Origin of the sequence: Nocardia sp. NPDC020380 (assembly GCF_044386975.1) — a bacterium.
Taxonomy (GTDB): Bacteria; Actinomycetota; Actinomycetes; order Mycobacteriales; family Mycobacteriaceae; genus Nocardia.
The window spans coordinates 588,061-612,114 of the sequence record NZ_JBIRVQ010000001.1 but is presented as its reverse complement, the minus strand read 5'-3'; the positions used below and the strand labels follow the sequence as shown (position 1 = coordinate 612,114).

At 67.5% G+C, this 24,054-nt stretch carries 28 protein-coding genes; 16 read left to right on the top strand and 12 right to left on the bottom strand.

Features of this window, described 5'->3' with window-relative positions:
• The first annotated feature begins 65 nt into the window (after window positions 1–65).
• Window positions 66–698 (top strand): phosphoribosylglycinamide formyltransferase, encoded by a 633-nt coding sequence (purN, locus tag ACH438_RS02895; protein ID WP_397000445.1) that lies wholly within the window; start codon window positions 66–68, stop codon window positions 696–698.
• A complete protein-coding gene (purH, locus tag ACH438_RS02890; RefSeq protein ID WP_397000443.1) occupies window positions 695–2,299 on the top strand; it encodes a bifunctional phosphoribosylaminoimidazolecarboxamide formyltransferase/IMP cyclohydrolase in 1,605 nt (534 codons plus the stop codon). Before purN ends, purH begins: the two co-directional genes overlap by 4 nt.
• Before the next feature lie 60 nt (window positions 2,300–2,359).
• Here purH and ACH438_RS02885 read toward each other — a convergent pair whose 3' ends face one another.
• Entirely contained in the window at window positions 2,360–2,827 is a 468-nt protein-coding gene (locus ACH438_RS02885; protein ID WP_397000441.1) for a hypothetical protein, read from the bottom strand.
• A 215-nt stretch (window positions 2,828–3,042) separates the two neighbouring features.
• Between ACH438_RS02885 and ACH438_RS02880 the strand changes: the two genes are divergently transcribed.
• On the top strand, window positions 3,043–3,606 hold the full coding sequence (locus ACH438_RS02880; protein WP_397000439.1) for a LysM peptidoglycan-binding domain-containing protein: 564 nt from the start codon (window positions 3,043–3,045) through the stop codon (window positions 3,604–3,606).
• Between the two features lie 264 nt (window positions 3,607–3,870).
• On the opposite strand, the gene rpsR is transcribed toward ACH438_RS02880, so the two are convergent.
• Genes rpsR through rpmB form a run of 4 tightly spaced genes read right to left on the bottom strand, consistent with a single transcriptional unit; the run spans window position 3,871 to window position 4,889 of the window.
• The gene (rpsR, locus tag ACH438_RS02875) at window positions 3,871–4,125 is read right to left on the bottom strand and encodes a 30S ribosomal protein S18 (protein ID WP_011211513.1); all 255 of its coding nucleotides are present in this window, start codon (window positions 4,123–4,125) and stop codon (window positions 3,871–3,873) included.
• A gap of 35 nt (window positions 4,126–4,160) precedes the next feature.
• Complete coding sequence (gene rpsN, locus ACH438_RS02870; RefSeq protein WP_397000437.1) at window positions 4,161–4,466, bottom strand: 30S ribosomal protein S14; 306 nt, start codon at window positions 4,464–4,466, stop codon at window positions 4,161–4,163.
• Between the two features lies 1 nt (window position 4,467).
• Window positions 4,468–4,638, bottom strand: coding sequence for a 50S ribosomal protein L33 (gene rpmG / locus ACH438_RS02865; RefSeq protein WP_067533445.1), 171 nt, complete (start codon window positions 4,636–4,638; stop codon window positions 4,468–4,470).
• Between the two features lie 14 nt (window positions 4,639–4,652).
• Complete coding sequence (gene rpmB / locus ACH438_RS02860) at window positions 4,653–4,889, bottom strand: 50S ribosomal protein L28 (RefSeq protein WP_397000434.1); 237 nt, start codon at window positions 4,887–4,889, stop codon at window positions 4,653–4,655.
• Between the two features lie 110 nt (window positions 4,890–4,999).
• Between rpmB and mrf the strand changes: the two genes are divergently transcribed.
• Genes mrf through rpmF form a run of 3 tightly spaced genes read left to right on the top strand, consistent with a single transcriptional unit; the run spans window position 5,000 to window position 6,767 of the window.
• Window positions 5,000–6,301 carry a ribosome hibernation factor-recruiting GTPase MRF gene (mrf, locus tag ACH438_RS02855; RefSeq protein WP_397000757.1) on the top strand — a complete coding sequence of 434 codons (1,302 nt, stop codon included), beginning with the start codon at window positions 5,000–5,002 and terminating at the stop codon, window positions 6,299–6,301.
• 4 nt (window positions 6,302–6,305) lie between these two features.
• Window positions 6,306–6,590 carry a type B 50S ribosomal protein L31 gene (locus tag ACH438_RS02850; RefSeq protein ID WP_397000432.1) on the top strand — a complete coding sequence of 95 codons (285 nt, stop codon included), beginning with the start codon at window positions 6,306–6,308 and terminating at the stop codon, window positions 6,588–6,590.
• A gap of 3 nt (window positions 6,591–6,593) precedes the next feature.
• Entirely contained in the window at window positions 6,594–6,767 is a 174-nt protein-coding gene (gene rpmF, locus ACH438_RS02845) for a 50S ribosomal protein L32 (RefSeq protein WP_397000430.1), read from the top strand.
• Between the two features lie 236 nt (window positions 6,768–7,003).
• Here rpmF and ACH438_RS02840 read toward each other — a convergent pair whose 3' ends face one another.
• Window positions 7,004–7,999, bottom strand: a complete 996-nt coding sequence (locus ACH438_RS02840) for a DUF1906 domain-containing protein (RefSeq protein WP_397000428.1) — start codon at window positions 7,997–7,999, stop codon at window positions 7,004–7,006.
• A gap of 159 nt (window positions 8,000–8,158) precedes the next feature.
• Between ACH438_RS02840 and ACH438_RS02835 the strand changes: the two genes are divergently transcribed.
• Window positions 8,159–8,941 carry a VOC family protein gene (locus ACH438_RS02835; RefSeq protein ID WP_397000426.1) on the top strand — a complete coding sequence of 261 codons (783 nt, stop codon included), beginning with the start codon at window positions 8,159–8,161 and terminating at the stop codon, window positions 8,939–8,941.
• Window positions 8,942–8,957: 16 nt separating this feature from the next.
• Here the strand turns inward: ACH438_RS02835 and ACH438_RS02830 are convergent, their stop codons facing one another.
• From ACH438_RS02830 to ACH438_RS02810, 5 genes are all read right to left on the bottom strand, one after another.
• Entirely contained in the window at window positions 8,958–9,770 is an 813-nt protein-coding gene (locus ACH438_RS02830; protein ID WP_397000424.1) for a hypothetical protein, read from the bottom strand.
• 42 nt (window positions 9,771–9,812) lie between these two features.
• A complete protein-coding gene (locus tag ACH438_RS02825; RefSeq protein ID WP_397000755.1) occupies window positions 9,813–10,433 on the bottom strand; it encodes a GTP-binding protein in 621 nt (206 codons plus the stop codon).
• Window positions 10,434–10,578: 145 nt separating this feature from the next.
• Window positions 10,579–10,953, bottom strand: a complete 375-nt coding sequence (locus ACH438_RS02820; protein WP_397000422.1) for a DUF742 domain-containing protein — start codon at window positions 10,951–10,953, stop codon at window positions 10,579–10,581.
• A 10-nt stretch (window positions 10,954–10,963) separates the two neighbouring features.
• On the bottom strand, window positions 10,964–11,371 hold the full coding sequence (locus tag ACH438_RS02815) for a roadblock/LC7 domain-containing protein (RefSeq protein ID WP_397000420.1): 408 nt from the start codon (window positions 11,369–11,371) through the stop codon (window positions 10,964–10,966).
• Window positions 11,368–14,676, bottom strand: coding sequence for an ATP-binding protein (locus tag ACH438_RS02810; protein WP_397000418.1), 3,309 nt, complete (start codon window positions 14,674–14,676; stop codon window positions 11,368–11,370). Before ACH438_RS02810 ends, ACH438_RS02815 begins: the two co-directional genes overlap by 4 nt.
• Before the next feature lie 333 nt (window positions 14,677–15,009).
• On the opposite strand from ACH438_RS02810, the gene ACH438_RS02805 reads away from it, so the two are divergent.
• The 9 genes from ACH438_RS02805 (at window position 15,010) to ACH438_RS02765 (ending at window position 23,480) form a co-directional block, all read left to right on the top strand.
• Entirely contained in the window at window positions 15,010–15,696 is a 687-nt protein-coding gene (locus ACH438_RS02805) for a response regulator transcription factor (RefSeq protein ID WP_397000416.1), read from the top strand.
• A 38-nt stretch (window positions 15,697–15,734) separates the two neighbouring features.
• Window positions 15,735–17,177, top strand: a complete 1,443-nt coding sequence (locus ACH438_RS02800; protein ID WP_397000753.1) for an ATP-binding protein — start codon at window positions 15,735–15,737, stop codon at window positions 17,175–17,177.
• 497 nt (window positions 17,178–17,674) lie between these two features.
• Window positions 17,675–19,255 carry a trypsin-like peptidase domain-containing protein gene (locus tag ACH438_RS02795; RefSeq protein ID WP_397000751.1) on the top strand — a complete coding sequence of 527 codons (1,581 nt, stop codon included), beginning with the start codon at window positions 17,675–17,677 and terminating at the stop codon, window positions 19,253–19,255.
• 116 nt (window positions 19,256–19,371) lie between these two features.
• Window positions 19,372–19,866 carry a molybdenum cofactor biosynthesis protein B gene (locus ACH438_RS02790; RefSeq protein WP_397000749.1) on the top strand — a complete coding sequence of 165 codons (495 nt, stop codon included), beginning with the start codon at window positions 19,372–19,374 and terminating at the stop codon, window positions 19,864–19,866.
• Window positions 19,863–20,078, top strand: coding sequence for a hypothetical protein (locus tag ACH438_RS02785; RefSeq protein ID WP_397000415.1), 216 nt, complete (start codon window positions 19,863–19,865; stop codon window positions 20,076–20,078). Before ACH438_RS02790 ends, ACH438_RS02785 begins: the two co-directional genes overlap by 4 nt.
• Window positions 20,079–20,347: 269 nt before the next feature.
• On the top strand, window positions 20,348–21,022 hold the full coding sequence (locus tag ACH438_RS02780) for an MspA family porin (protein ID WP_397000413.1): 675 nt from the start codon (window positions 20,348–20,350) through the stop codon (window positions 21,020–21,022).
• Window positions 21,023–21,084: 62 nt separating this feature from the next.
• Window positions 21,085–21,774, top strand: a complete 690-nt coding sequence (locus ACH438_RS02775; protein WP_397000411.1) for an MspA family porin — start codon at window positions 21,085–21,087, stop codon at window positions 21,772–21,774.
• 285 nt (window positions 21,775–22,059) lie between these two features.
• Complete coding sequence (locus tag ACH438_RS02770) at window positions 22,060–22,734, top strand: MspA family porin (RefSeq protein WP_397000409.1); 675 nt, start codon at window positions 22,060–22,062, stop codon at window positions 22,732–22,734.
• A 65-nt stretch (window positions 22,735–22,799) separates the two neighbouring features.
• The gene (locus ACH438_RS02765; RefSeq protein ID WP_397000407.1) at window positions 22,800–23,480 is read left to right on the top strand and encodes an MspA family porin; all 681 of its coding nucleotides are present in this window, start codon (window positions 22,800–22,802) and stop codon (window positions 23,478–23,480) included.
• A gap of 96 nt (window positions 23,481–23,576) precedes the next feature.
• On the opposite strand, the gene mscL is transcribed toward ACH438_RS02765, so the two are convergent.
• Entirely contained in the window at window positions 23,577–23,984 is a 408-nt protein-coding gene (gene mscL, locus ACH438_RS02760) for a large conductance mechanosensitive channel protein MscL (protein WP_397000405.1), read from the bottom strand.
• Window positions 23,985–24,054: the final 70 nt, after the last annotated feature.

The following is a 24,054-nucleotide window of genomic DNA, read 5'->3' as shown; positions in this document are numbered from 1 at the left end:
CCGTACCCCTCTTCCCGCTCCGAGACACAGGGAGTAGAGCGCTGACGTCCTCGCCCACCCGGCTGTTGCCGCCGACCGCGCCCGCGACCGTCGTCGTGCTGGCTTCCGGTACCGGTTCCCTGCTGCGTTCGCTGCTCGAAGCGACCCGGGAGCCGGGGTATCCGGCTCAGGTGGTCGCGGTGGGCACGGATCGTGACTGTCCCGCGCTCACCCATGCGGAGGACTTCGATATCTCCTCGTTCCAGGTCCCGCTGTCGGACTTCGAGAATCGGGCGGATTGGGATCGCGCGCTGACCGAGACCGTCGCCGTGTTCCAGCCGGATCTGGTGGTGTCCGCCGGATTCATGAAGATCCTGGGTCCCGCGTTCATGGATCGGTTCCGTGGCCGCATCATCAATACCCATCCCGCGCTGCTGCCGGCCTTCCCGGGCGCGCACGGGGTGCGGGACGCGCTCGCCTACGGCGTGCGGGTGACGGGTTCGACCGTGCACCTGGTCGATTCGGGTGTCGATACCGGTCCGATCCTCGCGCAGGAGCCGGTCGCGGTGCTCCCCGGCGATGACGAGGACTCCCTGCACGAGCGCATCAAGGTCGTGGAGCGCCGGCTGTTGGCGGAAGTCGTCGCGGCCGTCGCGACCCGAGGCATTGTCTCCGATGGACGAAAGGCAGTTATCCCAGATGAGCGAGTTCTCCGGTGAGTGAGCGCAGCGAACGACAGTCCGGCGCAGCTGAACGCAAGCCGATCAAGCGGGCCCTGGTAAGCGTGTACGACAAGACCGGCCTGATCGAACTGGCCACCGGTCTGCACCAGGCGGGCGTGGAGCTGGTCTCGACCGGCTCGACCGCCAACAAGATCGCCGACGCCGGCATCCCGGTCACCAAGGTCGAGGACCTGACCGGTTTCCCGGAGACCCTGGACGGTCGCGTCAAGACCCTGCACCCGCGCGTGCACGCCGGCATCCTCGCCGACACCCGCAAGGAAGAGCACGTCGACCAGCTCGTCGAGCTGGGTGTCGAGGCCTTCCAGCTGGTCGTGGTGAACCTCTACCCGTTCACGCAGACCGTGGCCTCCGGCGCGAGCATCGACGAATGCGTCGAGCAGATCGACATCGGCGGGCCGTCCATGGTGCGCGCCGCCGCCAAGAACCACCCGTCGGTCGCCGTGGTCGTCAACACCGGTGACTACGACAGCGCGCTCGCGGCCGTGCAGCAGGGCGGCTTCACGCTGCCCGAGCGGACCGCCTTGGCCGCCAAGGCTTTCCAGCACACCGCCACCTACGATGTGGCCGTCGCCGGCTGGATGACCAATGTCGCCGTTCCGGCCGTGGAGCCGGAAACCGAAGGCGCGCAGCGCTTCCCGGCGTGGATCGGCGCGACCTGGAACCGTGAGAACGTGCTCCGCTACGGCGAGAACCCGCATCAGGGCGCCGCGCTGTACACCGCCGAGGCCGGCGCCGCGGGTCTGGCGCAGGCGCGGCAGCTGCACGGCAAGGAAATGTCGTACAACAACTACACCGACGCCGACGCCGCCTGGCGCGCCGCCTACGACTTCGACGCCCCCGCGGTCGCTGTGATCAAGCACGCGAACCCGTGCGGCATCGCGATCGGCGCGGATATCGCCGAGGCGCACCGCAAGGCGCACGCCACCGACCCGGTGTCCGCGTACGGCGGCGTGATCGCCGCCAACCGTGAGGTGTCGGTCGAGATGGCCGAGCAGGTCGCGGAGATCTTCACCGAGGTCGTCGTGGCGCCCTCGTACGCCAACGGCGCGGTGGAAGTGTTGCAGCGCAAGAAGAACGTGCGCGTGCTGGTGGCCGAGCCGGCCCAGCGCCGCGGCGTGGAGCTGCGCCCGGTGAGCGGCGGCGCGCTGCTGCAGGACCGCGACATCCTGCAGGCCGACGGCGACGACGCCGCCAACTGGACCCTCGCCGCCGGTGAACCGGCCGACGAGGCGACGCTGCGGGATCTCGAATTCGCCTGGCGGGCCTGCCGTTCGGTGAAGTCCAACGCCATCCTGCTGGCCGATGACGGCGCCGCCACCGGCGTCGGCATGGGGCAGGTCAACCGGGTCGACTCCTGCAAGCTGGCGGTCGAGCGGGCCGGCGAGCGGGCCAAGGGTTCGGTGGCCGCGTCCGATGCGTTCTTCCCGTTCTCGGACGGGCCGGAGGTGCTGGTGGCCGCCGGGGTGCGGGCGATCGTGCATCCGGGCGGGTCGATCCGCGACAAGGACACCATCGAGCTGTGCAAGGAAGCGGGCGTCACGCTCTATCTGACGGGTGCGCGTCACTTCACCCACTGACGTAGGCGCGAAGTACGGGCCGGTGCGCGGAATGCGCACCGGCCCTTACTGTTTCGTTGTTCAGCTGGTCGCGGCCATGACGACCTTGCGGTCGCCGAGCGGGGCCTTCAGCTGGATGTCGAGGGTGCCGAAGACGGCGATCATGGTGCACATCTTGCCGACCGCGGCGGGCAGGGTGCCGGACTTCAATTCGACGGTGACCGCGGAGTCGGTTTCGGTGGCGGTGTAGTCGATGCCGTAGCAGTCGGGGGAGCCGGTCTGGAAGTTGATCGCGATCTTGTCGGGGGCGATGCGGGTCCAGCTGTCGAACGGGATCGGGTGCGGGCTGACGATGCTGGGGTCGGCGGTGAAGGCGCGGCCGAACTGGCCCTGCGGCGCTTCGGTGGGGGTGGGTTGGGTGGTGGTGGCGGGCGTGGTGGTGGTGGATTTCGCGCTACTGGATTCCGTGCTCCCGCAGGCGGTCACGGCCAGCCCGATGAGTGCGACGCCGACGGCAGCGATCATGCGGCGTCCTCGAGTCCCGTACATGGGCAACACCCTAGTGGCAGCGACCGTACGGCCGGTTCTGATGGCCCGATCCGTTACTTCGGCGAACTTCTGGCGACGACACGCCAAAGAATTCGCGTCATGCGGCGCGTAACCCTGCGGTGACCGGCGCGGTGTCGGTAATGTCGGATCAGATGTGCGAATGCAGTTCCGCGCCATCGGCTTCCCCCTGATCACCCCTCCCGAAAGGACGCACCGTGGGCGACTCGTTGAAGGTCGGCGAAGAACTCGGTCGTGGAGAGTCGCTGCAAGGCGGCGCTTACACACTCACTCTGCAAAATGATGGCAACCTGGTGCTGTCCGAACCCAGCGGCAATGTCGTGTGGGCGTCCGGCACCAACGACAAGGGCGTCGAGCGCGCGGTACTGCAGCCCGACGGCAACTTCGTGCTCTACAAGGGTGACGGTGGCGCCGAATGGTCCACCGAGACCAGCGGCAAGTCCGCCGACCGCCTGGTCGTGCAGGCCGACCGCAACGTCGTGCTCTACGGCGGCGACGGCAGCGCGCTCTGGAACTCCGAAACCAACACCGACAACCCGCTCCCCGCACCGGAGCCGGCCGCCGCCGCCCCGGTTGCCGAGGAGGTGCCGCCGCCCCCGCCGCCGGCCGCCCAGACCTACACGGTCGAGCCCGGCGACACCCTCTGGGCCATCGCCGAGCGCTTCTACGGCGACGGCAACCGCTACCAGGACATCGCCAACGCCAACGGCATCCCCAACCCGGACGCCATCAACGTCGGCCAGGTCCTGACCATCCCGTAAATAGACAACTCTCGTGACTCTCAGGGGCCGACGCCCCTGAAGCCCCACGAAAAACCCGGCCCCCGAGCGCAATTGCACTCGGGGGCCGGGTTCGTTATAGGAGGGCCGCGGTCTTTTGGTGTGGTTGCTTGCGCAACAACTGATTTCGTGAGTCGGGGGTAACTCACCGGGGACGGGCTGACCCGGCCACTGCATTGGGTGAGTCGGCGACGAAATCGATGTACCGCCTAACCGGTCCGCAAAAGTCGCGGGGAGGCGGGGGAGCTAGCGGCTGGTGAAGGGGAGCAGCGCCATTTCTCGGGCGTTTTTCACCGCGACGGCGACCTGGCGCTGTTGCTGCGGGGTCAAGCCGGTGACGCGGCGGCTGCGGATCTTGCCGCGGTCGGAGATGAACGTGCGGAGCAGGTTCACGTCCTTGTAGTCGACGGTCTCGATACCGGCGGCGATCAGGGGGTTCTTCTTCGGGCGGCGGGCCTGCTCGGCGCGGACCTTCTTCGACGGTGCTCGCTTCACTGCCATGTCTGCGGTTCCTTACTCACGAGATCTGTGGATGCTTACCAGCTCGATTTGCGTACGCCGGGCAACTCTCCGCGGTGAGCCATCTCGCGAACCCGTACTCGCGAAAGGCCGAATTTCCGTAGATGACCTCGCGGGCGTCCGTCCGCGGCGTCCCGATTGCGCAATCGTACCGGACTGGCATCGCGCGGGAGTTTCTGCAGGGCGCTCTGCGCGGCCTCTCGATCGGCATCGGAGGTGGTCGGTTTGCGGATGAGTTCCTTGAGTTCAGCGCGTCGTTCGGCATAGCGGGCGACGATGATTTTGCGTGCTTCGTTCTTTTCGATCTTCGACTTCTTGGCCATTTCAGCGGTCCTCGCGGAAGTCGACGTGCTTGCGTACGACGGGATCGTATTTACGCAGAACCATCCGGTCGGGATCGTTGCGCCGGTTCTTCCGCGTCACGTACGTGTACCCCGTGCCCGCGGTGGACTTCAGTTTGATGATCGGCCGGATGTCGGTGGACTTGGATGCCATCGGTGGCAGCTCCTTCAGATTTTCTCGCCGCGGGCGCGCAGGCGGGCGACGACCGCCTCGATGCCGTCGCGGTCGATGGTCTTGATGCCCTTGGCGGAGACGTTCAGCGTGATGCGCCGGTCCTCGCTGGGCAGGTAGTAGGTCTTGCGCTGGATGTTGGGGTCCCAGCGCCGATTGGTCCGCTTGTGCGAGTGCGACACGGACTTACCGAATCCGGGTTTACGTCCGGTGACCTGGCAGATCGCTGACATGGGCACTCCCTTCCAGCCTCGATGTACATGACAATCATTTTCGACAACGTCGGGATGGGAGTGTACTGTTCCCGATCGTTAAATGAAAATCATTGTCGAAAGGGGTGACGGTGGTGACCGATCGCCGCAAACCCGTCCTGGTCGTCGCGGGTCTGCCGGGCCGCGCCGCGGACGGTGTGGACCGAGCCGCGCGCATCCTGGGCACGGAACCGGGCACCGCCGTGGTCCGGCACGAGCTGAGCGAGCTGGGACAGGGCGTGGTGCGCCGCATCGTGTACCTGGACGGCCGCGAGACGACCACCGTGCTCGAGCTCGCGCACGGCTGTGTCTCCTGCACCTTGCGCGCCGACCTGCTGCCCTACCTGTGCCTGCTCGCGGTGCGGGACTCGGTGCGGCACATCGTGCTCGCGCTGGACCCGGCCTTCGAGGCCGAGGCCGTCTGCCAGGCCATCGAGCACACCGTGGTCGCGAATGTGGTGGGCCGCGTGGACGGTCCGGCGAGCCGCAGCGTCCGCATCGGCGCCGTGCTCACCTGCCTGGACGCCCGGGACTGGCTGGCCGACGCGACCGGTGACGAGACCCTCGCCGAGCGCGGGCACGCCACCGCCGAGGACGACCGCACCATCGCGCAGCTGGCCGTCGGGCAGGTCGAATTCGCCGACGCCCTCATCGCTTTCGACGGCGGCGCCGATCTGCTGGACCGCGAGCGCACGGCCGCCGTGCTGGGCCGGCTGGCCCCCGCCGCCCCGGTGGCCTGGGTGAGCGAACCGGGCGCGCTCGCCGCCGACGACCTCACCTGGCTCCGGCGGCGGGTCCCCGCCGACGCCCGCCGCGGCGCGCCCTTTGATCCGCACGCGCCCCTGCTGCGCGGCATGCCGCCGCTGCAACCGGATTGCGGTGTGGCCCTGGTGGAATTCGCGACCGAACGGCCTTTCCATCCGGAGCGCCTGCACTCGGCCATCGATGTCCTGCTGGACGGCGTGGTGAGCGCGCGCGGCCGGGTATGGCTCGCCACCCAGCCGGACGAGGTGGTGTGGCTGGAGTCGGCCGGCGGCGGGCTGCGGGTCGGCGGCGCCGGGAAGTGGCTGGCCGCAATGACTCCCGAGGAGCTGGCCACGGTCGCGGAGACCGACCCGGAGCGGCATGCCATGGCCACCTTGCGCTGGGACGAGACCTCCGGCGACCGCCACACCTCGATGGTGATCCTGGTGGCGGACGCCGATGCCGAGGAGATCCGGCACGCCCTGCACTGGGCCCTGGTCGACGAGGACGAATTCCGGCAGGTGCGCTTCGCGCCCGAGCGGGTCGCGCTGTGGGCGGACCCCTTCGGTGACCAGCACGAGGAGCCCTGCGACACAACCCGATCCACGCCGGTGGCCGGGGACGGCACCAACCGGCAGAACGAAAGGTGAAGCAATGAAACCGGGAATCCATCCTGATTACCATCCGGTAGTTTTCGAAGACGTCGGTACCGGAAAGCGTTTTCTGACCCGCTCGACCGCGGTCTCCTTGCGCACCGTGGAGTGGACGGACGGGAATACCTACCCATTGCTCGTGGTCGATGTAACTTCCGACTCGCATCCCTTCTGGACCGGTTCCCAGCGGGTATTGGATACCGCGGGCCGAGTCGAGAAGTTCGAGCGCCGCTACGGAAAGCGTGTTCGCGGCGGTAGCAATTCCGCTGCGCGAGAGGAGGACTGAAGAATGGCTGTTCCAAAGCGCAGGATGTCGCGGGCCAACACCCACAGCCGGCGTTCCCAGTGGAAGGCGACCCCGCCCGACCTGGTGCCCGTCAAGGTGAGCGGGGTCGTGCACCAGGTCCCGCGGCGGCTGGCCCGCGCGGTGGAGCGGGGTCTGATCGATCCGGCGAAGCTCTGATCAGTGGGCTGGAAAGCGCTGACCAGGGGCCTCGAAAAAGTCTTCTCAAAGTTGTGAATTCGTTGCCTGGGGGCGCTATCCTCATGCGTTGAGGGCGGGTTCTTCTGACAACAGAAGAACCCGCTCATCGCCACTTCCGAGGCCGGTTCGCGGCTCACTCTCCAGCTCACTTATCGGTGCACTTCCGGGGCGAGTTTCGAGCCCAATTCGGCTGATTCGTACGGTAATACGGCGCATTATTCGGGACTTTGTCCGCTTTGAGCGGCTTTTGCCGTATGTCCGTTCGGTCCGATTCCCCAGCCGGGCAGCGGCACCGAGCCCACCAACTGCTCGAGGCGCGCCAGCCGCTCGGCGAAGGCCGACGCCGGCCCCTCGATCAAGGAGAACGGGAAGGGCCAGGTCGGCCCGGACAGCCGGTCCACCTCCTGGGAGAGTTCGGCGGTCGTGGCCTCCAGATCGCTGACCTCCGTGCGCAGTTCGTCCAGTTCGGTGAGCGCGGCGGCCACCGCGTCCACCAGCGTCCGGTTCTGGCCCTGCGCGTCGGTGCCGAGCTGGGGCCAGCCGGTCAGGCCGGGCCCGCGCAGCTGGGTCTGGATGTCCCGCAGTATCTGGTCTTGTTCGGGTGTCAAGTCCGGTTCCTCCGCTTCCGCATCCCATTGTCCGAAATCGGTTCGGTCGGTTTGATTTACATCGCAGGTGACGCCGTCCACGGTGACTTGGGCGCCGGTCTGCAGGACCGCGATGCGCGGGTCCAGATTCCCGCCCGACCAGGCGATCGTCTGCCACGCCCAGGTCGCGGTGCCGCCGTCGAGGGCGCGGCTCACCGGCCAATACCCGCCGTAGATACCGACATTCGCGGCGCCGAGCACGGTGGCGGCGCCGTTCAGGTAGGCGTCGATGGCGGTCTGCTGTGGCGCGGTGGCATCGAAGTCGGCGGCGAAGTAAATAGGCCGGTCGGTTCTTCCACCGCAGCGCAGCACCTGCGCCAGCGCGGCATGCGCGTCGGTGACGCCCGCCCCGAAGCCGTCCAGCATGCGAGTCGCCGTGGTCTCCCAGGTCGACACGATCGAAATGTCCTGTGCGCGCAGATCGTCCGCTTCAGCGGGTGTGAGCAGCTTGCCGGGAAGCGTGGGCCCGCCATCGGACAGGTAGCGGATCACGAAGTCGTACCCGGCCGTCCGGATGGCGCTCGCGGCGGGCCGACCTGCGGCGTAATCCAGCCCGAAACGCATGCCTGTCACTGTAATTCGCCCGACACGCCCGGTGTGCCCCAATCCCGGAGACTCCTCCATCCGCTCTCCGAAGTTCGGTTTTTTGTCAGCCGGTAGTGGTTGACTGGACGCGATTGTGTGATCGGCGTCACTTGCGCTAGAACCGAAACGGAGAAACCGATGCCCGTACGCAACGAAGCCTGGCCCCCTGGAACACCGTGCTGGGTCGATTGTCAGGTCGACGATCCCGCCAAGGCCGGGGAGTTCTACTCGGAACTGTTCGGCTGGGACGTGCAAGGCGGCGGGGAAGAATCCGGGGGCTACCTGATGGCGCTACGCGACGGCGAGGCCGTCGCCGGCATCGGACCCAAACCCGAGACGGGCGTGCCGTCGGTGTGGACCACCTACTTCGCGGTCACCGATGCCGACGCCTGCGCCGGACAGGTCGCGGCGGCCGGGGGCCGCATGCTGGTGCCGCCCTTCGACGTCATGGAGTTCGGCCGCATGTTCGTGGCCGCGGACGCCGCCGGCGCGCCCTTCGCGGTCTGGGAAGCGCGGGCGCACAACGGCGCCGCGGTACACAACGAGCACGGCGGCTACGTCTGGAACGATCTGCACACCGGGGAGTTCGAGGCCGCGAAGACGTTCTACGGCGACGTATTCGGCTTCACCTTCACCGAATTCGGCACCGACGGCATGCGCTACGCCAGCTTCACCCCGCCGGGACAACGGGATTCGGTCGGCGGCATCAACGACGACAGCGCCAACGGTCACGCGCCGGACCGGCCGTACTGGCTGACCTGGTTCCAATTCGACGGTATAGACGGCGGTCTCACCCGCGCCGCGGAGCTCGGCGCGACCGTGCTGATGGAGGCCCAGGACAGTCCGTTCGGGCGCATGGCCATCCTGGCCGCACCCCAGGGCGAACTGTTCGGCCTACTCGATCCGGATACCACGGACTGACGAACCGACCGGCCGCTCAGCGACCCGAGACCGACTCGCGCGCAGCCCTTCCCGACGCGACGGCCAGGGAGGGACTGTGCGCCGCGGACGGCTGCACCGGCATGACCCGCGCCTCCCGGCGATCCGGCGCCACCAGGATGGCGGTGATCGGCACCGTGAGCGAGAGCGTGCTCACGATGAAGAACGGCACGAAGAAGTCGAACAGCACATCACCCGCGGGCCGCTTGGCGGCGGGATCCACACGCACCTGCAACCCGGTCAGACCGGCGTAGTGCATGCCCAGCACCAGAATCGCGTACACCAGCGAACCGACCAGCACCAGCGGCACCGTCCGCGCCCAGTAGCTGAACCAGATCAGCAGCCCCGACAGCACGGCCGCGATCAGATACACCGCGACGATCGACACCAGGCCACGCTCCACGCTGCCCTGCACCCGGATCGCCGACAACAGCAGCAGATGGATGGTGCCGATGCCGGCCGCCATGATCACCGTGCCGATTCCCAGCCGCACCCAGTTCAGCTTCTTGCCCGCGACGATCAGCGCCACCAGCACGGTGACCGCCGACAGCACGGCGCACAGGGGAGTCAGGGTGGTGTCGTAGCGCAACTGGCTGCCGGTCACATCGAGGCCGAGCATGGAGACGAAGATCGGCATGGACACGCCGACACCGCCGATCGAGCAAGCCGCCACGAACAACCAGATCAGCCGGAACCGCGCGGTGACCGACTTCGTCGACTGCCGGATGCACTGCAACCCGCACGCTGCCCCCGAGAACGATGCGATCAATGCGAGTCCGAGGACCCAGTAGCCCATCGAAAAGTAGATCACCAGAACCCCTTTGCCTTGCTGTCCAGCCGTCGACCCGAAGGTCTAGACGCGCGGCGCGTCCTCGCGCTGCGCGGCCATCAGACGTTCGATCGCGTACTCGGTCACCGCCGCCAGCGAACGTCGCACCTCGACCGGATCGCGGGCATCGATATCCACGATCGGCACGCTGTCCCGCACGCTCAGCGCCTCCCGCAGTTCGGCCACCGGGAACCGCGGCGCGTCCGGGAAACGGTTCACCGCGATGAGGAACGGCAGCGACTTGGACTCGAAGAAGTCCACGGCCGCGAAGCTGTCCTCGATACGCCGGGTGTCGACCAGCACCACCGCGCCGATGGCGCCGCGGATCAGGTCGTCCCACATGAACCAGAACCGCCGCTGCCCGGGCGTGCCGAACAGGTACAGCACCAGGTTCCCGGGCAGGATGATGCGCCCGAAATCCATGGCCACCGTGGTGGTTTCCTTACCGGGCGTGGCCGCGAGATCGTCGACGCCGTCCGAGTACCCGGTCACCATGGCCTCGGTGCGCAACGGGACGATCTCCGAGACCGCGCCGACGAAGGTGGTCTTGCCGGCGCCGAAACCGCCCGCTACCACGATCTTTGTCGACGCCGTGCGGAAATCCTCACCCGGCAACTGGAACTGGCCGGTCGTATAGGCGCCGATCTGGAATTGACCGGTGGTGTACACGGCGCTCCCCGGTTTGGGGAACTGACCCGTGCTGTATCCGCCGCCGGCGAACTGTGGTGCGCCCGCGGGAGACTGGGGCGCGCCCGCGGACTGCTGCGGCGCACCCGGGTAGCCTCCGCCGTCAAAGCGCGCGGAGTCCATGCAGAGTCCTCTCCATCAAAGAGCGGCGCTCGTCGAAGCTCGCCTGGTCGCTCAGGGTCGAATGCACGCGCAGAGTTCCGGCGACGACGAGATCGCCGATCACGACCCGGATCATGCCCAGCGGACGCTGGAGATGGGCCGCGATCTCCGCGACCGACAGCCGGGACGTGCCCAGCCGCAGGATCTCGGTGCGGACGTCACCGGCCGGCCAATCGAAATGGGCGGTATAGGACAGGGTTTCGACGACCGCCTCGAGCGGCAGATCGACCGCCGGTTCGGTGCGGCCGGAAGTCAGTGCGTAGGGACGAACACGAGTAGTCGGTGGACGGTTGCCGCCACCATGTGCATTGGTCATCGGCGACTCATCATGCAGTGCGTGCGGTGGCGGAGACCACGGATCCGACGCGGTCCACCAATAGGGCCATTTCGTAACCGATGCGGCCGATGTCGTGCTGCTTGTTGGCCAGCACCGCGAGATGCGAGCCGTTGCCGACACTCATCACGAGCAGATACCCGCGCTGCATCTCGACGATGGACTGCATCACCTTGCCGCCCTCGAACAACTGCGCGGCGCCCGCGGAGAGGCTCGCCAGGCCCGCGGTCACCGCGGCCAGCTGCTCGGCGCGATCGGACGGCAGATGCGGGCTGGTGGCTTGCAGCAGACCATCGGCGGAAACCAGAACGGCGTGCGAGACACCCGGAACCTCCCGGGTGAATCGGGTGACCAACCAGTTCAGATTCTCGTCGGTGGTGGTGCGCTGTGTGTCGGTCATACATGCCCTCCGTCGTTGTACTGGGAGTCGGCCCGCCCGGAGCGGACACCGCTCAGGTGCCTGGTGAGGCTGCTGCGAATCTCGTCCGGATTGCGGGCGCCGCCCTCGTCTTCCTGGGCCACGGCGCCGGGGACCAATTGGGCGCCCGGCCGCCGGATCGGCAGCCCGCCCTGCGTGCGGCCGCTGTTGCTGGGATTGGCGGCTTCCTCCGCAGCCGCCCAGCCCGCATCCGAGCTGGATGTCCATTCGTCGTCCGGCTCTTCGGCGGCGGCGGGTTCCACCAGCCACTCCGAAACCATCCGCTGGAAGATCGGGGTCGGGGCCTCGCCGACCGGGCGCAGGCCGGTCTGCGTCGGGGCCGAACGCTGCGGCTCGGCGGGCTCGGGCTCGGCCGGGGCACTGCTGCTGCCCAGATCGACCCTGCCGAAATCGACGGTGTCATTGCCGAATTCCGGGGTGCGGCCGCTGAATCCGGTGCGCTCGGTGTATCCCGGGGTGCGCTCGGTGAATTGCGGAGCCGGCTGCTCGATGTACGCGGCGGGTTCGGTGTACGTGGCGGCCGGTTCGGTGAATTCCGCTGCCGGTTCGGTGAATGCGGCGGTCGGCTCGGCGAAGCCGGGGGCGTGCTCCGCGTAGGCGCCGGTCCGGTCGCCGAATTCGGCCGAGCGGTCGGAGAATCCGGCGGAACGATCGGCGAACCGGCTGGTGCGGTCGTCATATCCGCCGGACTGCGGCTCGAATCGGGTGGTCCGGTGCTCGAATTCGACATTGCTGTCGTCGAAGCCGTCGCCGCGTTCGTCGAAGCCGCCGCGGTTGTCGGCGTAATCGCCGTAGCCGCCGTCGTGTTCGCCGGTGGCGCCGAGGTCGGTGAAGTCCCCGGCATTGTCGTCGAAGCGGCCGGTCGCGCTGTCGTCGTAGCCGCCGGTTTCGGCGTAGTCCGGTTCGGTGTCGTCACGCTTGGCGGCCGCGGCGCTGGAGTGATCGCCGAAGGCGCTGTAGCCGTTGCCGAAGTAGGTGCCGGTGTCCGGGCCGTTGTCGCCCTCGCCGCGATGGCTGCTCGGGGCGGGTGCGCCCGTCTCGGTGCGGTGGCCCCACGGACTCGCGGGCGGCTGCGGCGCAACCGGTTCCGGGCGGGGACCGCTCACGCTGTAGGCGCGGGCGTCGGCGGGCTCGGTGAAGGCGTCGGTGAAACCGTCCGAGAAGCGGTCTGCCTGCGGGTTCGCCGCGACGATGGGCTGTTCGCCGGTATCGCCCGGCGCCTTGCGCTGCGGCAGACCGGAATTGGTGACGAAGCGGCCGGTGGCGTTCGCGGGCTCCGGCGGATTGGGTACCGGGATCAGCCGCGGCGGCGTGACGACCGGGGTGGACACCAGGCTCTGCGGCCCGGTGAGCGGGGCGGCCGGCAGCGGTCCGCTGAGCGGGTACTGACCGGTGGGTTCGCCGCTGCGTTCCGTCGACGGCGAGACCAGGCTGCCCGGCAGATGCACGCTCGAGGTGATGCCCGGCTGCTGCACCATCGCCGAGGTGCGGCGCAGGCTGACCGTGATGTGGTGCCGCTTGGCCAGCCGGCCGACGACGAAAAGACCCATGCGGCGGGCGGTCTCGACATTGACCTCACCACCGGAGGCGAGACGGTCGTTGATGCCCTGCAGGTCCTCGGCGTTCATGCCCAGGCCACGGTCGGTGATCTCGATCAGATAGCCGCCGTCCACGGCCCGCGCGACCGATACCGCCACCGGGGTGGACGGCGGCGAATAGCGCAGCGCGTTGTCGATCAGCTCGGCCAGCAGATGCTCGATATCGACGGCGGGCTCACCCGAGACGATGCCGTCGGGCACGGTGCCGATCTCGACGCGCTGATAGTCCTCCACCTGCGACACCGAGGACCACAGCATGTCCGACAGCGGCACCGGCGCGAGATGGCCACGCCGCAAGGCGGTTCCGGCCAGCACCAGCAGGTTGTCGCCGTTGCGGCGCATGCGGGTGGCGAGGTGGTCGAGGCGGAACAGCGACTGCAGGCGTTCCGAGTCGTCCTCGTCGCGTTCCAGTTCCTCGATGAGCGACAGCTGCTGCTCGACGAGGGATTGGCTACGGCGGGACAGGGTCTCGAACATATTGCCGATCTGCAGGCGCAGACGCGCCTGGTCGGCGGCGAGGTGCAGCGCCTGCGCGTGGATATCGTCGACGGCGCGGGCCAGCTGGCCGATCTCCTCGGTGGTGTGCACGTCGACCGGGCTGATCTCGGGGGTCGCGCCGCCGGTGCGCACCACCTCGAGTTCCTGCGGCAAGTCGATGTGGGCCACCTGCAACGCGTCTCGCCGCAGCCGCCGGACGGGGACGACCAGCGAACGCGCGACCATCAGCGCGATGGCCAGACCGGCCAGCAGCATGCCGATGACGATCGAGGTATCGCGGAGCACGTTGTTGCGGGCGTCGGTGGTCAGCTTCGACAGTGCGGAATCCATGGAGCCCGCGACGGTCACGACCTCCTTCTGGTACGCCTGCATGCTGTTGTTCAGCGAGTCCTGCATGGCCGGCAGGTTGCCCGGATCGGGCATGTTCTGCATCAGGATGCCGATGCGGGCCTGGGCGTTGTCGCGCAGCGTATTGGCGTTCACCGCCTGCGCGGGCGACAGTCCGCGGTACACCTCGATCATGGTGGCCTCGGCGCCGATCGCGGTGAGCAGTCGCGTGCGCATGCCGGGGTTGTTGGCCACCGCCGGCACCGCGAGCATGATGCGTTCCTGGGTGAGCAGGCGGTAGCAGGTCAGGATCGAGCCGAACTGCAGGAAGGACTGCTGTGCGCCCTGCTCGCTGATGGTGGGAGCGTTGGCGAGGGCGTTCTGCACGCGGGTCTGGATCTCACCGGCCTGATCGCCGAGGCTCTCGGGGGAGCTGGAACGCAGGCTGTTCTTCATGGATCGGGCGGCGTCGACGGCTTGCGCCATCTCCTTGGTGACCGCCGGTTCGGCGCTACTGGATTTGAGCGCGGCGTCCATTTCCGCGACCGCTTGATCGAACTGCGTTGTCGCGGTGTCGAGTGCGGGGTCCGAGTCCTGATTACCGGCGGCGGCCGCCTGCACGGCGAGTTCGTCGGCGGCGATGACGAATTTGACGGTCGGGCGCAGCACATCGCTCTGCTCCGTGGCCGCGCTCAACTTTGCGATGGTCTGCAATTCGCTGTTGATGCGCAGTACCGCGAAGGTCGCGGCGAGCAGCACCGGGAGCACCAGCACGATGCCGACCTTGCGGGTTACGGGCCAGTTGGACAGGCTGAATTGCCAGGACCGGGGTGCTGCTTCCATCCCGCTGCCGTCGCCTCCGCTTCGCGTATTGGACCCCCGGGTACGTATGCGGTTGTACGGCTTTGGGGTTGAGCCCGCGCGGAACCAACTAGAGGTCTTCTTTTACCGGCTGCAACATACCGTGTGGGCTGAGTAACGGCAATTCGGGCGACTTCATGTACAAGACCCCGAATGCGGCCTTGCCACAACATGTTTCGACCCGGAATAGGTGACAGCGCAACCACTTTCCGTAAGCGGCTCGTAAAAGGCGCAGGTCACACGTCCATCACTACTCGGCGTGTCTAACAGGGCCTTCTCAGTCACCTCTCAGTCGATATGGGCAGACTTGGACCCATGCGCATTCTGGTAGTCGACGACGACCGGGCGGTCCGTGAATCGCTCCGCCGGTCGCTGACCTTCAACGGCTACACCGTCGACCTCGCCGTCGACGGTCTCGACGCACTCGAGAAGACCGCCAGCCAGCGACCCGACGCCCTCGTCCTCGACGTCATGATGCCCCGCCTGGACGGCCTCGAAGTGTGCCGCCGCCTCCGCAGCACCGGCGACGATCTGCCCATTCTGGTACTCACCGCGCGGGATTCGGTCTCCGAACGCGTCGCCGGCCTCGACGCCGGCGCCGACGACTACCTACCCAAACCCTTCGCGCTCGAGGAATTGCTCGCCCGCCTGCGCGCCCTGCTGCGCCGCACCACGCCCGACTCCGCCGACAATTCCGAGACCATGAAATTCGCGGACCTGTCGCTGGACCCGGTCACCCGCGAGGTCTGGCGCGGCGAACGCCAGATCAGCCTCACCCGCACCGAGTTCTCGCTGCTGGAAATGCTGATGGCCAACCCGCGCCGGGTGCTCACCCGCAGCCGGATCCTGGAGGAGGTGTGGGGCTATGACTTCCCGACCTCCGGCAACGCGCTCGAGGTGTACATCGGCTACCTACGCCGCAAGACCGAAGCCGACGGTGAGCCCCGGCTCATCCATACCGTGCGCGGCGTCGGCTACGTGCTGCGCGAAACACCTCCGTAGGAGTCGAGCTCGTGGGTAGAACCGTTCCACGGCGGCCGGTGGTCGCCGGTCTCGCACCGACTCCCCAGGTCCGGTCCGAGCCGGCCGAACTGCGCCCGCCGACCCCTCTCACCCGGTCGGTATCACTGCGCTGGCGGGTGACGCTGCTGGCCGCCTCGGTGGTGGCCGTGGCCGTCGCCTTCACCTCCATCGCCGCCTACGCCATGGTGGCGCGCTCGCTGTACGCGGACGTGGATTCGCAGCTGCGCGCACGCGCTTCGCTGATGATCGACAACAACTTCGACAGCCTCGGCTTCCAGTCCATCGTGCTGGCGGGGCTGTACTCGAACGATGTCGGCGTGGCGCTGATCTTCCCGGACCTCACCCAGTACGTGGTCCCGCAGAGCACCAACCCGCCCATCGGCACCCAGGAACTCGCGGTGGCGCGCGGCGAGATCGGCTTCTCGCTGCGCACCGTCGACAATCAGCGAGTACTGGCCCGGCGCACCCACTCCGGCTCCACCCTGGTCGTCTCGCAGCGCCTGCAACCCACCCGCGACGTGCTGGACCGGCTGGCCTGGCTGCTGTTCGTGGTCGGCGGCTGCGGGGTGATGCTGGCCGCCGCGGCCGGAACCGCGGTGGGCCGCACCGGTTTGCGCCCCATCGCGCGCCTGACCGCCGCCACCGAACGCGTGGCCCGCACCGACGACCTCACCCCGATCCCGGTCACCGGCGACGACGAGCTGGCAAGACTGACAGACAGTTTCAACACCATGCTGCGCGCCCTCGCCGAATCCCGGGAACGGCAGCGCCGATTGGTGGCCGACGCCGGCCATGAGCTGAAGACGCCACTGACCTCTTTGCGCACCAATATGGAACTGCTCATCGCCTCCTCCCGGCCCGGCGCGCCGCGCATCCCGGACGAGGACATGGCCGAGCTACGCGCCGACGTCATGGCCCAGATCGAGGAATTGTCCACGCTGGTGGGCGATCTGGTGGACCTGGCCCGCGAGGACGCGCCCGAGACGGTGTACGAACAGGTCGACATCGCCGACGTGGCCGAACGCGCGCTGGAACGAGTCCGCCGCCGCCGCACCGGCATCGAATTCGCGGCCACCCTGCACCCCTGGTTCGTCTACGGCGACGAGGCGGGCTTGGAACGCGCGCTGCTGAATGTGCTGGACAATGCCGCGAAATGGAGCCCGGCGGGTGCGAAGGTATTCGTGACCATGCGCGAGACCGGCCGCGGGCTGCTCGAATTCCAGGTCGACGACGCCGGGCCCGGTATCCCGCCCGCCGAACGCGAGCTGGTGTTCGAACGCTTCTACCGGACCACCGCCTCCCGGTCCATGCCCGGCTCCGGCCTGGGTCTGGCGATCGTGAAACAGGTGGTCACGAAGCACGGCGGCACCATCACCATCGACGGTTCCGAACGCGGCGGCACTTTGATCCGTATCGTCTTGCCGGGAGAGGGTGCACCGCCCGCCGTCACCGAGAACTGAATACGGATCGCGGAAAAGTTCGGCGAAACGCAAGCACGGTCTCAGTCAGCTCTCAGTCGTCACCGCCAGGATGGCCAGGAGACTCGAGGAGAAAACGAGATATGACCGAGGATTCGAAGGACAAGCCGGGCACCGAACCCGAAGGCGTCACCGGCGGCCCTGCCGCGCGCCCCGAGAACGGCGCTCCGATCGGGTCCCCCGAGCAACCCGGCGCCACCGCCGGCGCGTCCCAGCCGCAGAGCGGCACCCCGGACCGCCCCTTCAGCGATCCGGCCGCGGGTGCAGCCCAGCCTGTCTCCGGCGCGGCCCAGCCTGCCGGCGGCGCGGCACAACCTTTCGGGGCGGGTGCGGCAGCACAGTCCGCGGGGGAGGCCGGTGCGGCCGCGTCCTCCGGTGAGCCCGCGGCGCAGTCCTACGGCGGCCCGGTGCGGCGCCCCGGCGCGGCCGAGGGTCCCGCGGGCCAGCCGGGCGAGAACTACGCCACCGGCGCGACGGCCATGGGCGCCTTCGACGGCTTCTCCGAATCGGCTGCGGCACAGCAGCATCCGGGCGCCCAGCCGACGGCCCCGGTGCCGCCGCAGACCGCCCCGGTGGCGCCACAGACCGCTCCGATCCCGCCGCAGGCCGCGCCCTACGGCGCCCCGGCCGCATCGGTCTGGGGCCGGCCGCCACAGCAGCCGCAGCCGTACGGCGCCCCGCAGCAGCCCTACGGCGCGCCCGCGGGTTACGGCCCCGGCGCGGGCGATCCCACGGGAATCCATGCGACCCAACAGTTTCCGCCCGTCGGGGCGGAGCACACGGGGGCATACGGGCAGGCGTATTCGGCGTCGGGGGCCGGGTACGCCCCCGGGGTGCCCGGCCGTAATCCGACCGAGCCGATCTACGGCATGCCCGCTGGCCCGGGTGGTCCCGGTATGCCCGGCGGTCCGGGAATGCCGTACGCGGCGGCCCCGGCCCCGGCCCCGGCCCCGAAGCGCCCGATCCGCACCGGCCTGATCGCGGGTGCGGTGGCGCTCATGCTGGTGAGCGGCGGCATCGGCGGCGCGGTCGGCGCGCTGGTCTACAAGTCGGATACCGACAACTCGGTCACCAATTCCCTCGACCAGCCGGTACAGAACGGTAAATCGGGTCCGGCTCCGGCGGGTTCGGTACAGGCGGTGGCGCAGAAGGTGCTGCCGAGCGTGGTCATGATCAAGGTGGCCGGCGCGAAGGCGGAGGGGGAGGGGTCCGGTGTGATCCTGTCCACCGACGGGCTCATCCTCACCAACAATCACGTGGTCAGCGGCGCGGGCCCGAACGCCAAGATGGACGTCGTCTTCAGTGACGGTTCCGATGTCCCCGCCACGGTGGTGGGCGCGGATTCGGTCTCCGATATCGCGGTCGTCAGGGTGCAGAACAAATCCGGTCTGAAGCCGATCGACATGGGTTCCTCCGCGGGCCTGGCGGTCGGTCAGCCGGTGGTGGCGATCGGCTCGCCGCTGGGTCTGGCCGGCACCGTCACCAGCGGCATCGTCTCCTCGCTGAACCGCCCGGTGTCGACGAGTGGCGAGCCCGGCTCGCAGGGCACGGTCATCGACGCGATCCAGACCGACGCCGCCATCAACCCGGGTAACTCCGGTGGTGCGCTGGTGAACATGGACGGCAAGCTGATCGGCATCAATACCGCGATCGCGACCCTGGGCGTGGCGGAGTCGGCTGGTGCGCAGAGTGGTTCCATCGGCTTGGGCTTCGCGATCCCGATCGACACCGCCCGCCGGGTGGCCGACGAGCTGATCAAGAACGGCAAGGCGACCTACGCTCAGATCGGCATCACGGTCAAGGGCCAGGACGATGTGAACGGCGCGAAGGTGCTGGATGTCAGCCCGGACGGCCCGGCCGCCAAGGCGGGCATTCCGAAGAACGCGATCATCACGAAAATCGATGATCAGACGGTGGATTCGGGCAATTCGTTGATTGCGGCGGTGCGTTCGCACCGGCCCGGAGACAAGGTCCAGGTGACCTTCACCGACGATCAGCGCAACAACCCCAAGACCGTCGAGGTGACCCTCGGCGAAGCAGCTGTGGAGGGCGGCCGATGATGAAACAGGACACCGAGGGAAGCGGTTCACCGCATCTGGTATCACTGCCGGATCTCCAGGTCACCGAGGACGGGGGCTGGGAGCTGTTGGCGGACAAGGACGCTACGGTGAGCACCATGGAAATCGATGCCGCTGTGGCGGGCCGTGCTCTTGTCGTGGTCGTCGACGATCGAACCGCCCACGGCGGTCAGGACTCGACGGGTCCGCTGGTCACCGAACTACTCACCGAGGCCGGCTTCCTGGTGGACGCCGTGGTGTCGGTCTCCGCCGACGAGGTGGAGATCCGCAATGCGCTGAACACCGCGGTGATCGGTGGCGTGGACCTGGTGATCTCGGTGGGCGGCACCGGCATGTCGCCGCGCGATGTGACGGCCGAGGCCACCGAGGAGGTGCTGGATCGGGTGCTTCCGGGCATCAGTGAGGCGCTGCGCGCGTCCGGGCTGTCGGCCGGTTCGCTGGACGCGGGCCTGTCCAGGGGCCTTGCCGGTATTTCGGGCAGCACGCTGGTGGTGAACCTGCCGGGTTCGCGGGCCGCGATCCGGGACGGCATGGCCACCCTGGGCCCACTGGCCAGCAAGGTCATCGATGAACTCTCCGGCCTGGCGGAATGACGTCCGACCACGGTATTTCCGATGAACAGCCCCGTCCGGCCGAGCGCCGGGCGGGGTCTCGTCGTTTGACGCCCGCCGAGCGGGCGCGACTCGCCGCCGTCTTCGGCGACGAACTGCCGTCCACCACGAAGGACGAGCGCACTCCCGAACCCGCCGACGATCGGTCCTCCGACGAGTGGCTGCGTTCGCAGGTTCCCCCGCATCACGGCTGAGCGTACTCAGTTTTCTTTCGGCGCAGCCGGATTCATTGATTGCTATGTATTCGCCTATTGCTTTGACGATGGGTTATGCGCGCCCTGGGTGGGAGTGTTGCCAAATCGTTGCCGTTGTGGCTAATGTCTCCCGCGGGTCAATAAAACTACGGCTCTAAATCGGTTTGAGTGGTGTGCTTGCGCATTGCTTGTGCGGGAGTTCGAGCCCGTAGTGGCCCCTTTCAACCTCGGTGTTCGGGGTTGTCCGCAAAAAAACTGATGAGGGATACATGAGCGAGAACCGCACTGCCGGTTTGCGTCGCGCCGCCCGTTTCGCGGGCGTCGGCGCGGCTGCCTCCGTGGCCTTGGGCCTACTGTCGACCGGCGCCGCCAACGCCGACACCTTCGTACCGTTGCCGGATGGTCAGAAGGCCGGACCGGGCGTCACCATCACCCACAACGGCGAGCACGCCGTCGTCTCCCCGTCTCTCGCAGCGAACGGTGCCGGCCGTGTCGTGTGGGTCTCGGGCAATGCGATCGCCGATGTCACCGACACTCCCGCGGGCGCCGTCGGCCCGAACAACGGCCCGAACAACGCCCCCGGTTCGAACAACTCCTCCACGCACGGCGCCTCCAGCATCACCACCGGCTATATCGTCGGTTGTCAGGTGAGCATCGCCGGGAACGCCATCTCGGCGGGTGTGTCCGGCGGTATCAACCTGTCCGGCGGAAATGTCGGCGGTTCGGTCGGTCTCAACCTGGGCCCTGGCCAGGTCGCGTTCGTCCAGATCGACAACAAGGACATCACCAAGCCCGGCACCTACTCGGTCGAGTATCAGGATGCCGAGATCCAGCTTCAGGGTTGTGGCGGTTACGCGCAGGCGCGTTCCTACACCGTCGTCGAGATCATCGGCGATCACTACTCGAAGACCACCCTCTATGGGCAGCCCTTCAGCATCGGCTGACGTGCGGCCGCAACCGTTAATTCACTTCTCGCATAAGCGAATTCGACCTGAGGGATTCAGTCATGAACATTCGTAAGACTGTGGCGCGGGTGGCCGGTGTGGCCGCCGTCGGCACTTGCGCGCTGGGCTTGTTCTCCACCGGTGCCGCCAACGCCGATACCTTCGTGCCGCTGCCGGGCGGCACCCTGACCAAGACCCTGTCCGACGGGACCGTGGTCACCGTCACGATGACCGGTGAGTCGGCCAACATCAACCCGTCCCTGGGCGACACTCCGCTGCACCGCAACGTCTGGGTCTCCGGCACCGCGTCCGTCCAGCTCTCCGGCAACAACAGCACCGCCGGCGGCAAGATCTACCCGGGTTACGTGGTGGGTTGCCAGGTCAACATCTCCGGTGGCGGCGCCAACGGCGGGGCGACCGGCGGGGCCAACTTCGATCCGAGCGGCGGTGTCTCCCTCAATAACGGCGGTACCGGTGTGACCAGCGGCGGCAATCTGACGCTCGGACCGGGCCAAGCGCAGTCCTTCTATGTGCTGGACCTGGAGCAGCCGGACGACTTCGGCACCGATACCCACTACACCCGTAACAAGTTCTCGGGTAGCAGCGGCTCGGTGGCGTGGGCCGACGAGACCATCGGCCTGAACGGTTGCGCGGGATACGCTCAGGCGCGCTCGTTCGTGAACGTCGAGGTGTCGACGGACAATGTGACCAGCTGGATCACGTTGTGGGGGCAGCCGTTCAGTATCGGCTGATAGCGGAACTGCAAGGGCCCCGGTGCTATTGGCACCGGGGCCCTTTTGCTATCGATAGCATTCCCTACATAGGTGCCGGTTGCAGACCGAGTTCTGGTGATTCCGTTCTCTCACGTCTCAAACATCACACCTGTGATGTAAAGTGCCCTGCGTCGCTCCACATTAAGAAATTGTCCTCAGTAACACCGGGGCAACAATGTGTCGACAAACTTACCGGGGCCTTGCCAGGGCCCTTTTCAGCCTCGGTGGTCGAGGCTGACCGCAAGAAACCTGATGAGGGGAAGTATGAGCGAGAACCGGACCAACGGTCTGCGCACCGGAGCCCGTATTGCGGGCATCGGCGCTGCCGCGGCCGTGGCCATCGGCCTTTTTTCCACTGGCGCCGCGAATGCCGATGCCTTCGTACAGTTGCCGGACGGTACGAAGACCGGACCGGGCGTGACCATCACCCGCACCGGTGAGCATGCCGTCGTCTCGCCGTCCATGGCGGACAACGGTCTCGGCCGCGTCGTGTGGGTGAGCGGCAATGCCAGCGCCGACGTCACCGATACACCGATCGGGGCTGTCGGGCCCAACAACGGTCAGAACAACGCTGCCGGCACCAACAATTCGTCCACCCACGGCGCATCGCAGATCAACACCGGCTACATCGTCGGGTGTCAGATCGGAATCTCCGACGGCGCGCTCACTGCCGGACTATCGGGCGGAGTCAGCCTGAGCAGCGCGAACATCGGTGGTTCCGTCAGCCTGAACATCGGCCCCGGCCAGGTGAAGTTCGTCCAGATCGACTCGAAGGACATCACCGCGCCCGGCACCTACTCGGTCGAGTATCAGGATACCGAGATGCAGATCCAGGGTTGTGGGGGTTACGCGCAGGCGCGGGCCTACACCGTCGTCGAGATCATCGGCAACAACTACTCGAAGACCACCCTCTACGGGCAGCCCTTCAGCATCGGCTGATCGCCGGTTCGATCCGCTAAATCCTTTCTCGCGTAAGCGAATACAACCCTTGAGGGAAACAAGATATGAACATCCGTAAGACTGTGGCGCGGGTGGCCGGTGTGGGCGCCGTCGCCACCTGCGCGCTGGGCCTGTTCTCCACCGGTGCCGCCAACGCCGACGCTTTCGTGCCGCTGCCGGGTGGCACTCTGACCAAGACTCTGTCCGACGGGACCGTGGTCACCGTCACGATGACCGGTGAGTCGGCCAACATCAACCCGTCCCTGGGTGATACCCCGTTGCACCGCAACGCCTGGGTGTCCGGCACCGCGAGCGTGCACCTGGACGGCAACAACAACACCTCCGGCGGCAAGATCTACCCGGGTTATGTGGTCGGCTGCCAGGTCGCGATCGACTCCGCCAACGCCAACGGCGGCCCCAGCGTGGGTGCCAGCTGGGACAGCTCGGGCAATGTCACGCCGCAGGCCGGCATCACCGGTGGCGGTGGCCTGACGCTGGGCCCCGGCCAGGCCACGTCGTTCTACATCCTCGACCGTGAGGTGCCGGACGACTTCGGCCAGGATGCGCACAAGAACTACAACCCGTTCACGGGCAGCGACGGCTCGGTGAACTGGTCGGACGAGACCATCGGCCTGAACGGCTGTGGCGGCTACGCCCAGGCGCGGTCGTTCATCAATGTCGAGGTGAACACTCCCAACGTGGTCACCTGGGTCACTCTGTGGGGCCAGCCCTTCAGCATCGGCTGATGCTGCTCGCTGATCTCGTTCGCTAGGGCGTGAAGGAGCCCGGTATCCCTTGGATGCCGGGCTCTTTCGTATGCCGATCAGCCGATGCCCGGGCCATCAGATTTCGTGCCTACCGCCGGGGCTGGCGCCGCGGTCCTCGGCGAGCAGGTCCCGGATCTCCTGCAGCAGTTCGACTTCGGTGGCGGCGGCCGCCGTCTTGCCGAACCGCTGCCTGGCCTTGTTGGTCGGCAGTACCAGCACGAAGTACAGGAGCGCGGCAATGATCACGAAGTTGATCGCGGCGGTGATGATCGGGCCGATGGCGACGAAGGTCGCGGGTTTGTCGTCCACCATCTGGAATCCGAGCCCGAGTTTGTTGGTGCCGCCGAACAGCGCCAATAGCGGTGTGATGATGCCATCGCTGAATGCCGTGACAATGGCGACGAATGCGGTACCCATGACGACGGCGACGGCCAGATCGACCACATTGCCGCGAAGCAGGAAATCCTTGAAACCCTTGAGCATTGCCGAAAACTCCTCTGCGTCTTGACCGCGGGGGCGGCCGGAAAGCGAGTCGGACAGTTCACGCACTGCT

Coding starts and splice junctions, on each gene's coding strand:
- ACH438_RS02885 (WP_397000441.1), bottom strand. CDS start 2,827: ATGTACGGGACTCGAGGACGCCGCATGATCGCTGCCGTCGGCGTCGCA.
- rpsR (WP_011211513.1), bottom strand. CDS start 4,125: ATGGCAGTGAAGCGAGCACCGTCGAAGAAGGTCCGCGCCGAGCAGGCC.
- rpsN (WP_397000437.1), bottom strand. CDS start 4,466: ATGGCCAAGAAGTCGAAGATCGAAAAGAACGAAGCACGCAAAATCATC.
- rpmG (WP_067533445.1), bottom strand. CDS start 4,638: ATGGCATCCAAGTCCACCGACATCCGGCCGATCATCAAACTGAAGTCC.
- rpmB (WP_397000434.1), bottom strand. CDS start 4,889: ATGTCAGCGATCTGCCAGGTCACCGGACGTAAACCCGGATTCGGTAAG.
- ACH438_RS02850 (WP_397000432.1), top strand. CDS start 6,306: ATGAAACCGGGAATCCATCCTGATTACCATCCGGTAGTTTTCGAAGAC.
- rpmF (WP_397000430.1), top strand. CDS start 6,594: ATGGCTGTTCCAAAGCGCAGGATGTCGCGGGCCAACACCCACAGCCGG.
- ACH438_RS02840 (WP_397000428.1), bottom strand. CDS start 7,999: ATGCGTTTCGGGCTGGATTACGCCGCAGGTCGGCCCGCCGCGAGCGCC.
- ACH438_RS02835 (WP_397000426.1), top strand. CDS start 8,159: ATGCCCGTACGCAACGAAGCCTGGCCCCCTGGAACACCGTGCTGGGTC.
- ACH438_RS02820 (WP_397000422.1), bottom strand. CDS start 10,953: ATGACCAATGCACATGGTGGCGGCAACCGTCCACCGACTACTCGTGTT.
- ACH438_RS02815 (WP_397000420.1), bottom strand. CDS start 11,371: ATGACCGACACACAGCGCACCACCACCGACGAGAATCTGAACTGGTTG.
- ACH438_RS02810 (WP_397000418.1), bottom strand. CDS start 14,676: ATGGAAGCAGCACCCCGGTCCTGGCAATTCAGCCTGTCCAACTGGCCC.
- ACH438_RS02805 (WP_397000416.1), top strand. CDS start 15,010: ATGCGCATTCTGGTAGTCGACGACGACCGGGCGGTCCGTGAATCGCTC.
- ACH438_RS02795 (WP_397000751.1), top strand. CDS start 17,675: ATGGGCGCCTTCGACGGCTTCTCCGAATCGGCTGCGGCACAGCAGCAT.
- ACH438_RS02790 (WP_397000749.1), top strand. CDS start 19,372: ATGGAAATCGATGCCGCTGTGGCGGGCCGTGCTCTTGTCGTGGTCGTC.
- ACH438_RS02785 (WP_397000415.1), top strand. CDS start 19,863: ATGACGTCCGACCACGGTATTTCCGATGAACAGCCCCGTCCGGCCGAG.
- ACH438_RS02780 (WP_397000413.1), top strand. CDS start 20,348: ATGAGCGAGAACCGCACTGCCGGTTTGCGTCGCGCCGCCCGTTTCGCG.
- ACH438_RS02775 (WP_397000411.1), top strand. CDS start 21,085: ATGAACATTCGTAAGACTGTGGCGCGGGTGGCCGGTGTGGCCGCCGTC.
- ACH438_RS02770 (WP_397000409.1), top strand. CDS start 22,060: ATGAGCGAGAACCGGACCAACGGTCTGCGCACCGGAGCCCGTATTGCG.
- ACH438_RS02765 (WP_397000407.1), top strand. CDS start 22,800: ATGAACATCCGTAAGACTGTGGCGCGGGTGGCCGGTGTGGGCGCCGTC.
- mscL (WP_397000405.1), bottom strand. CDS start 23,984: ATGCTCAAGGGTTTCAAGGATTTCCTGCTTCGCGGCAATGTGGTCGAT.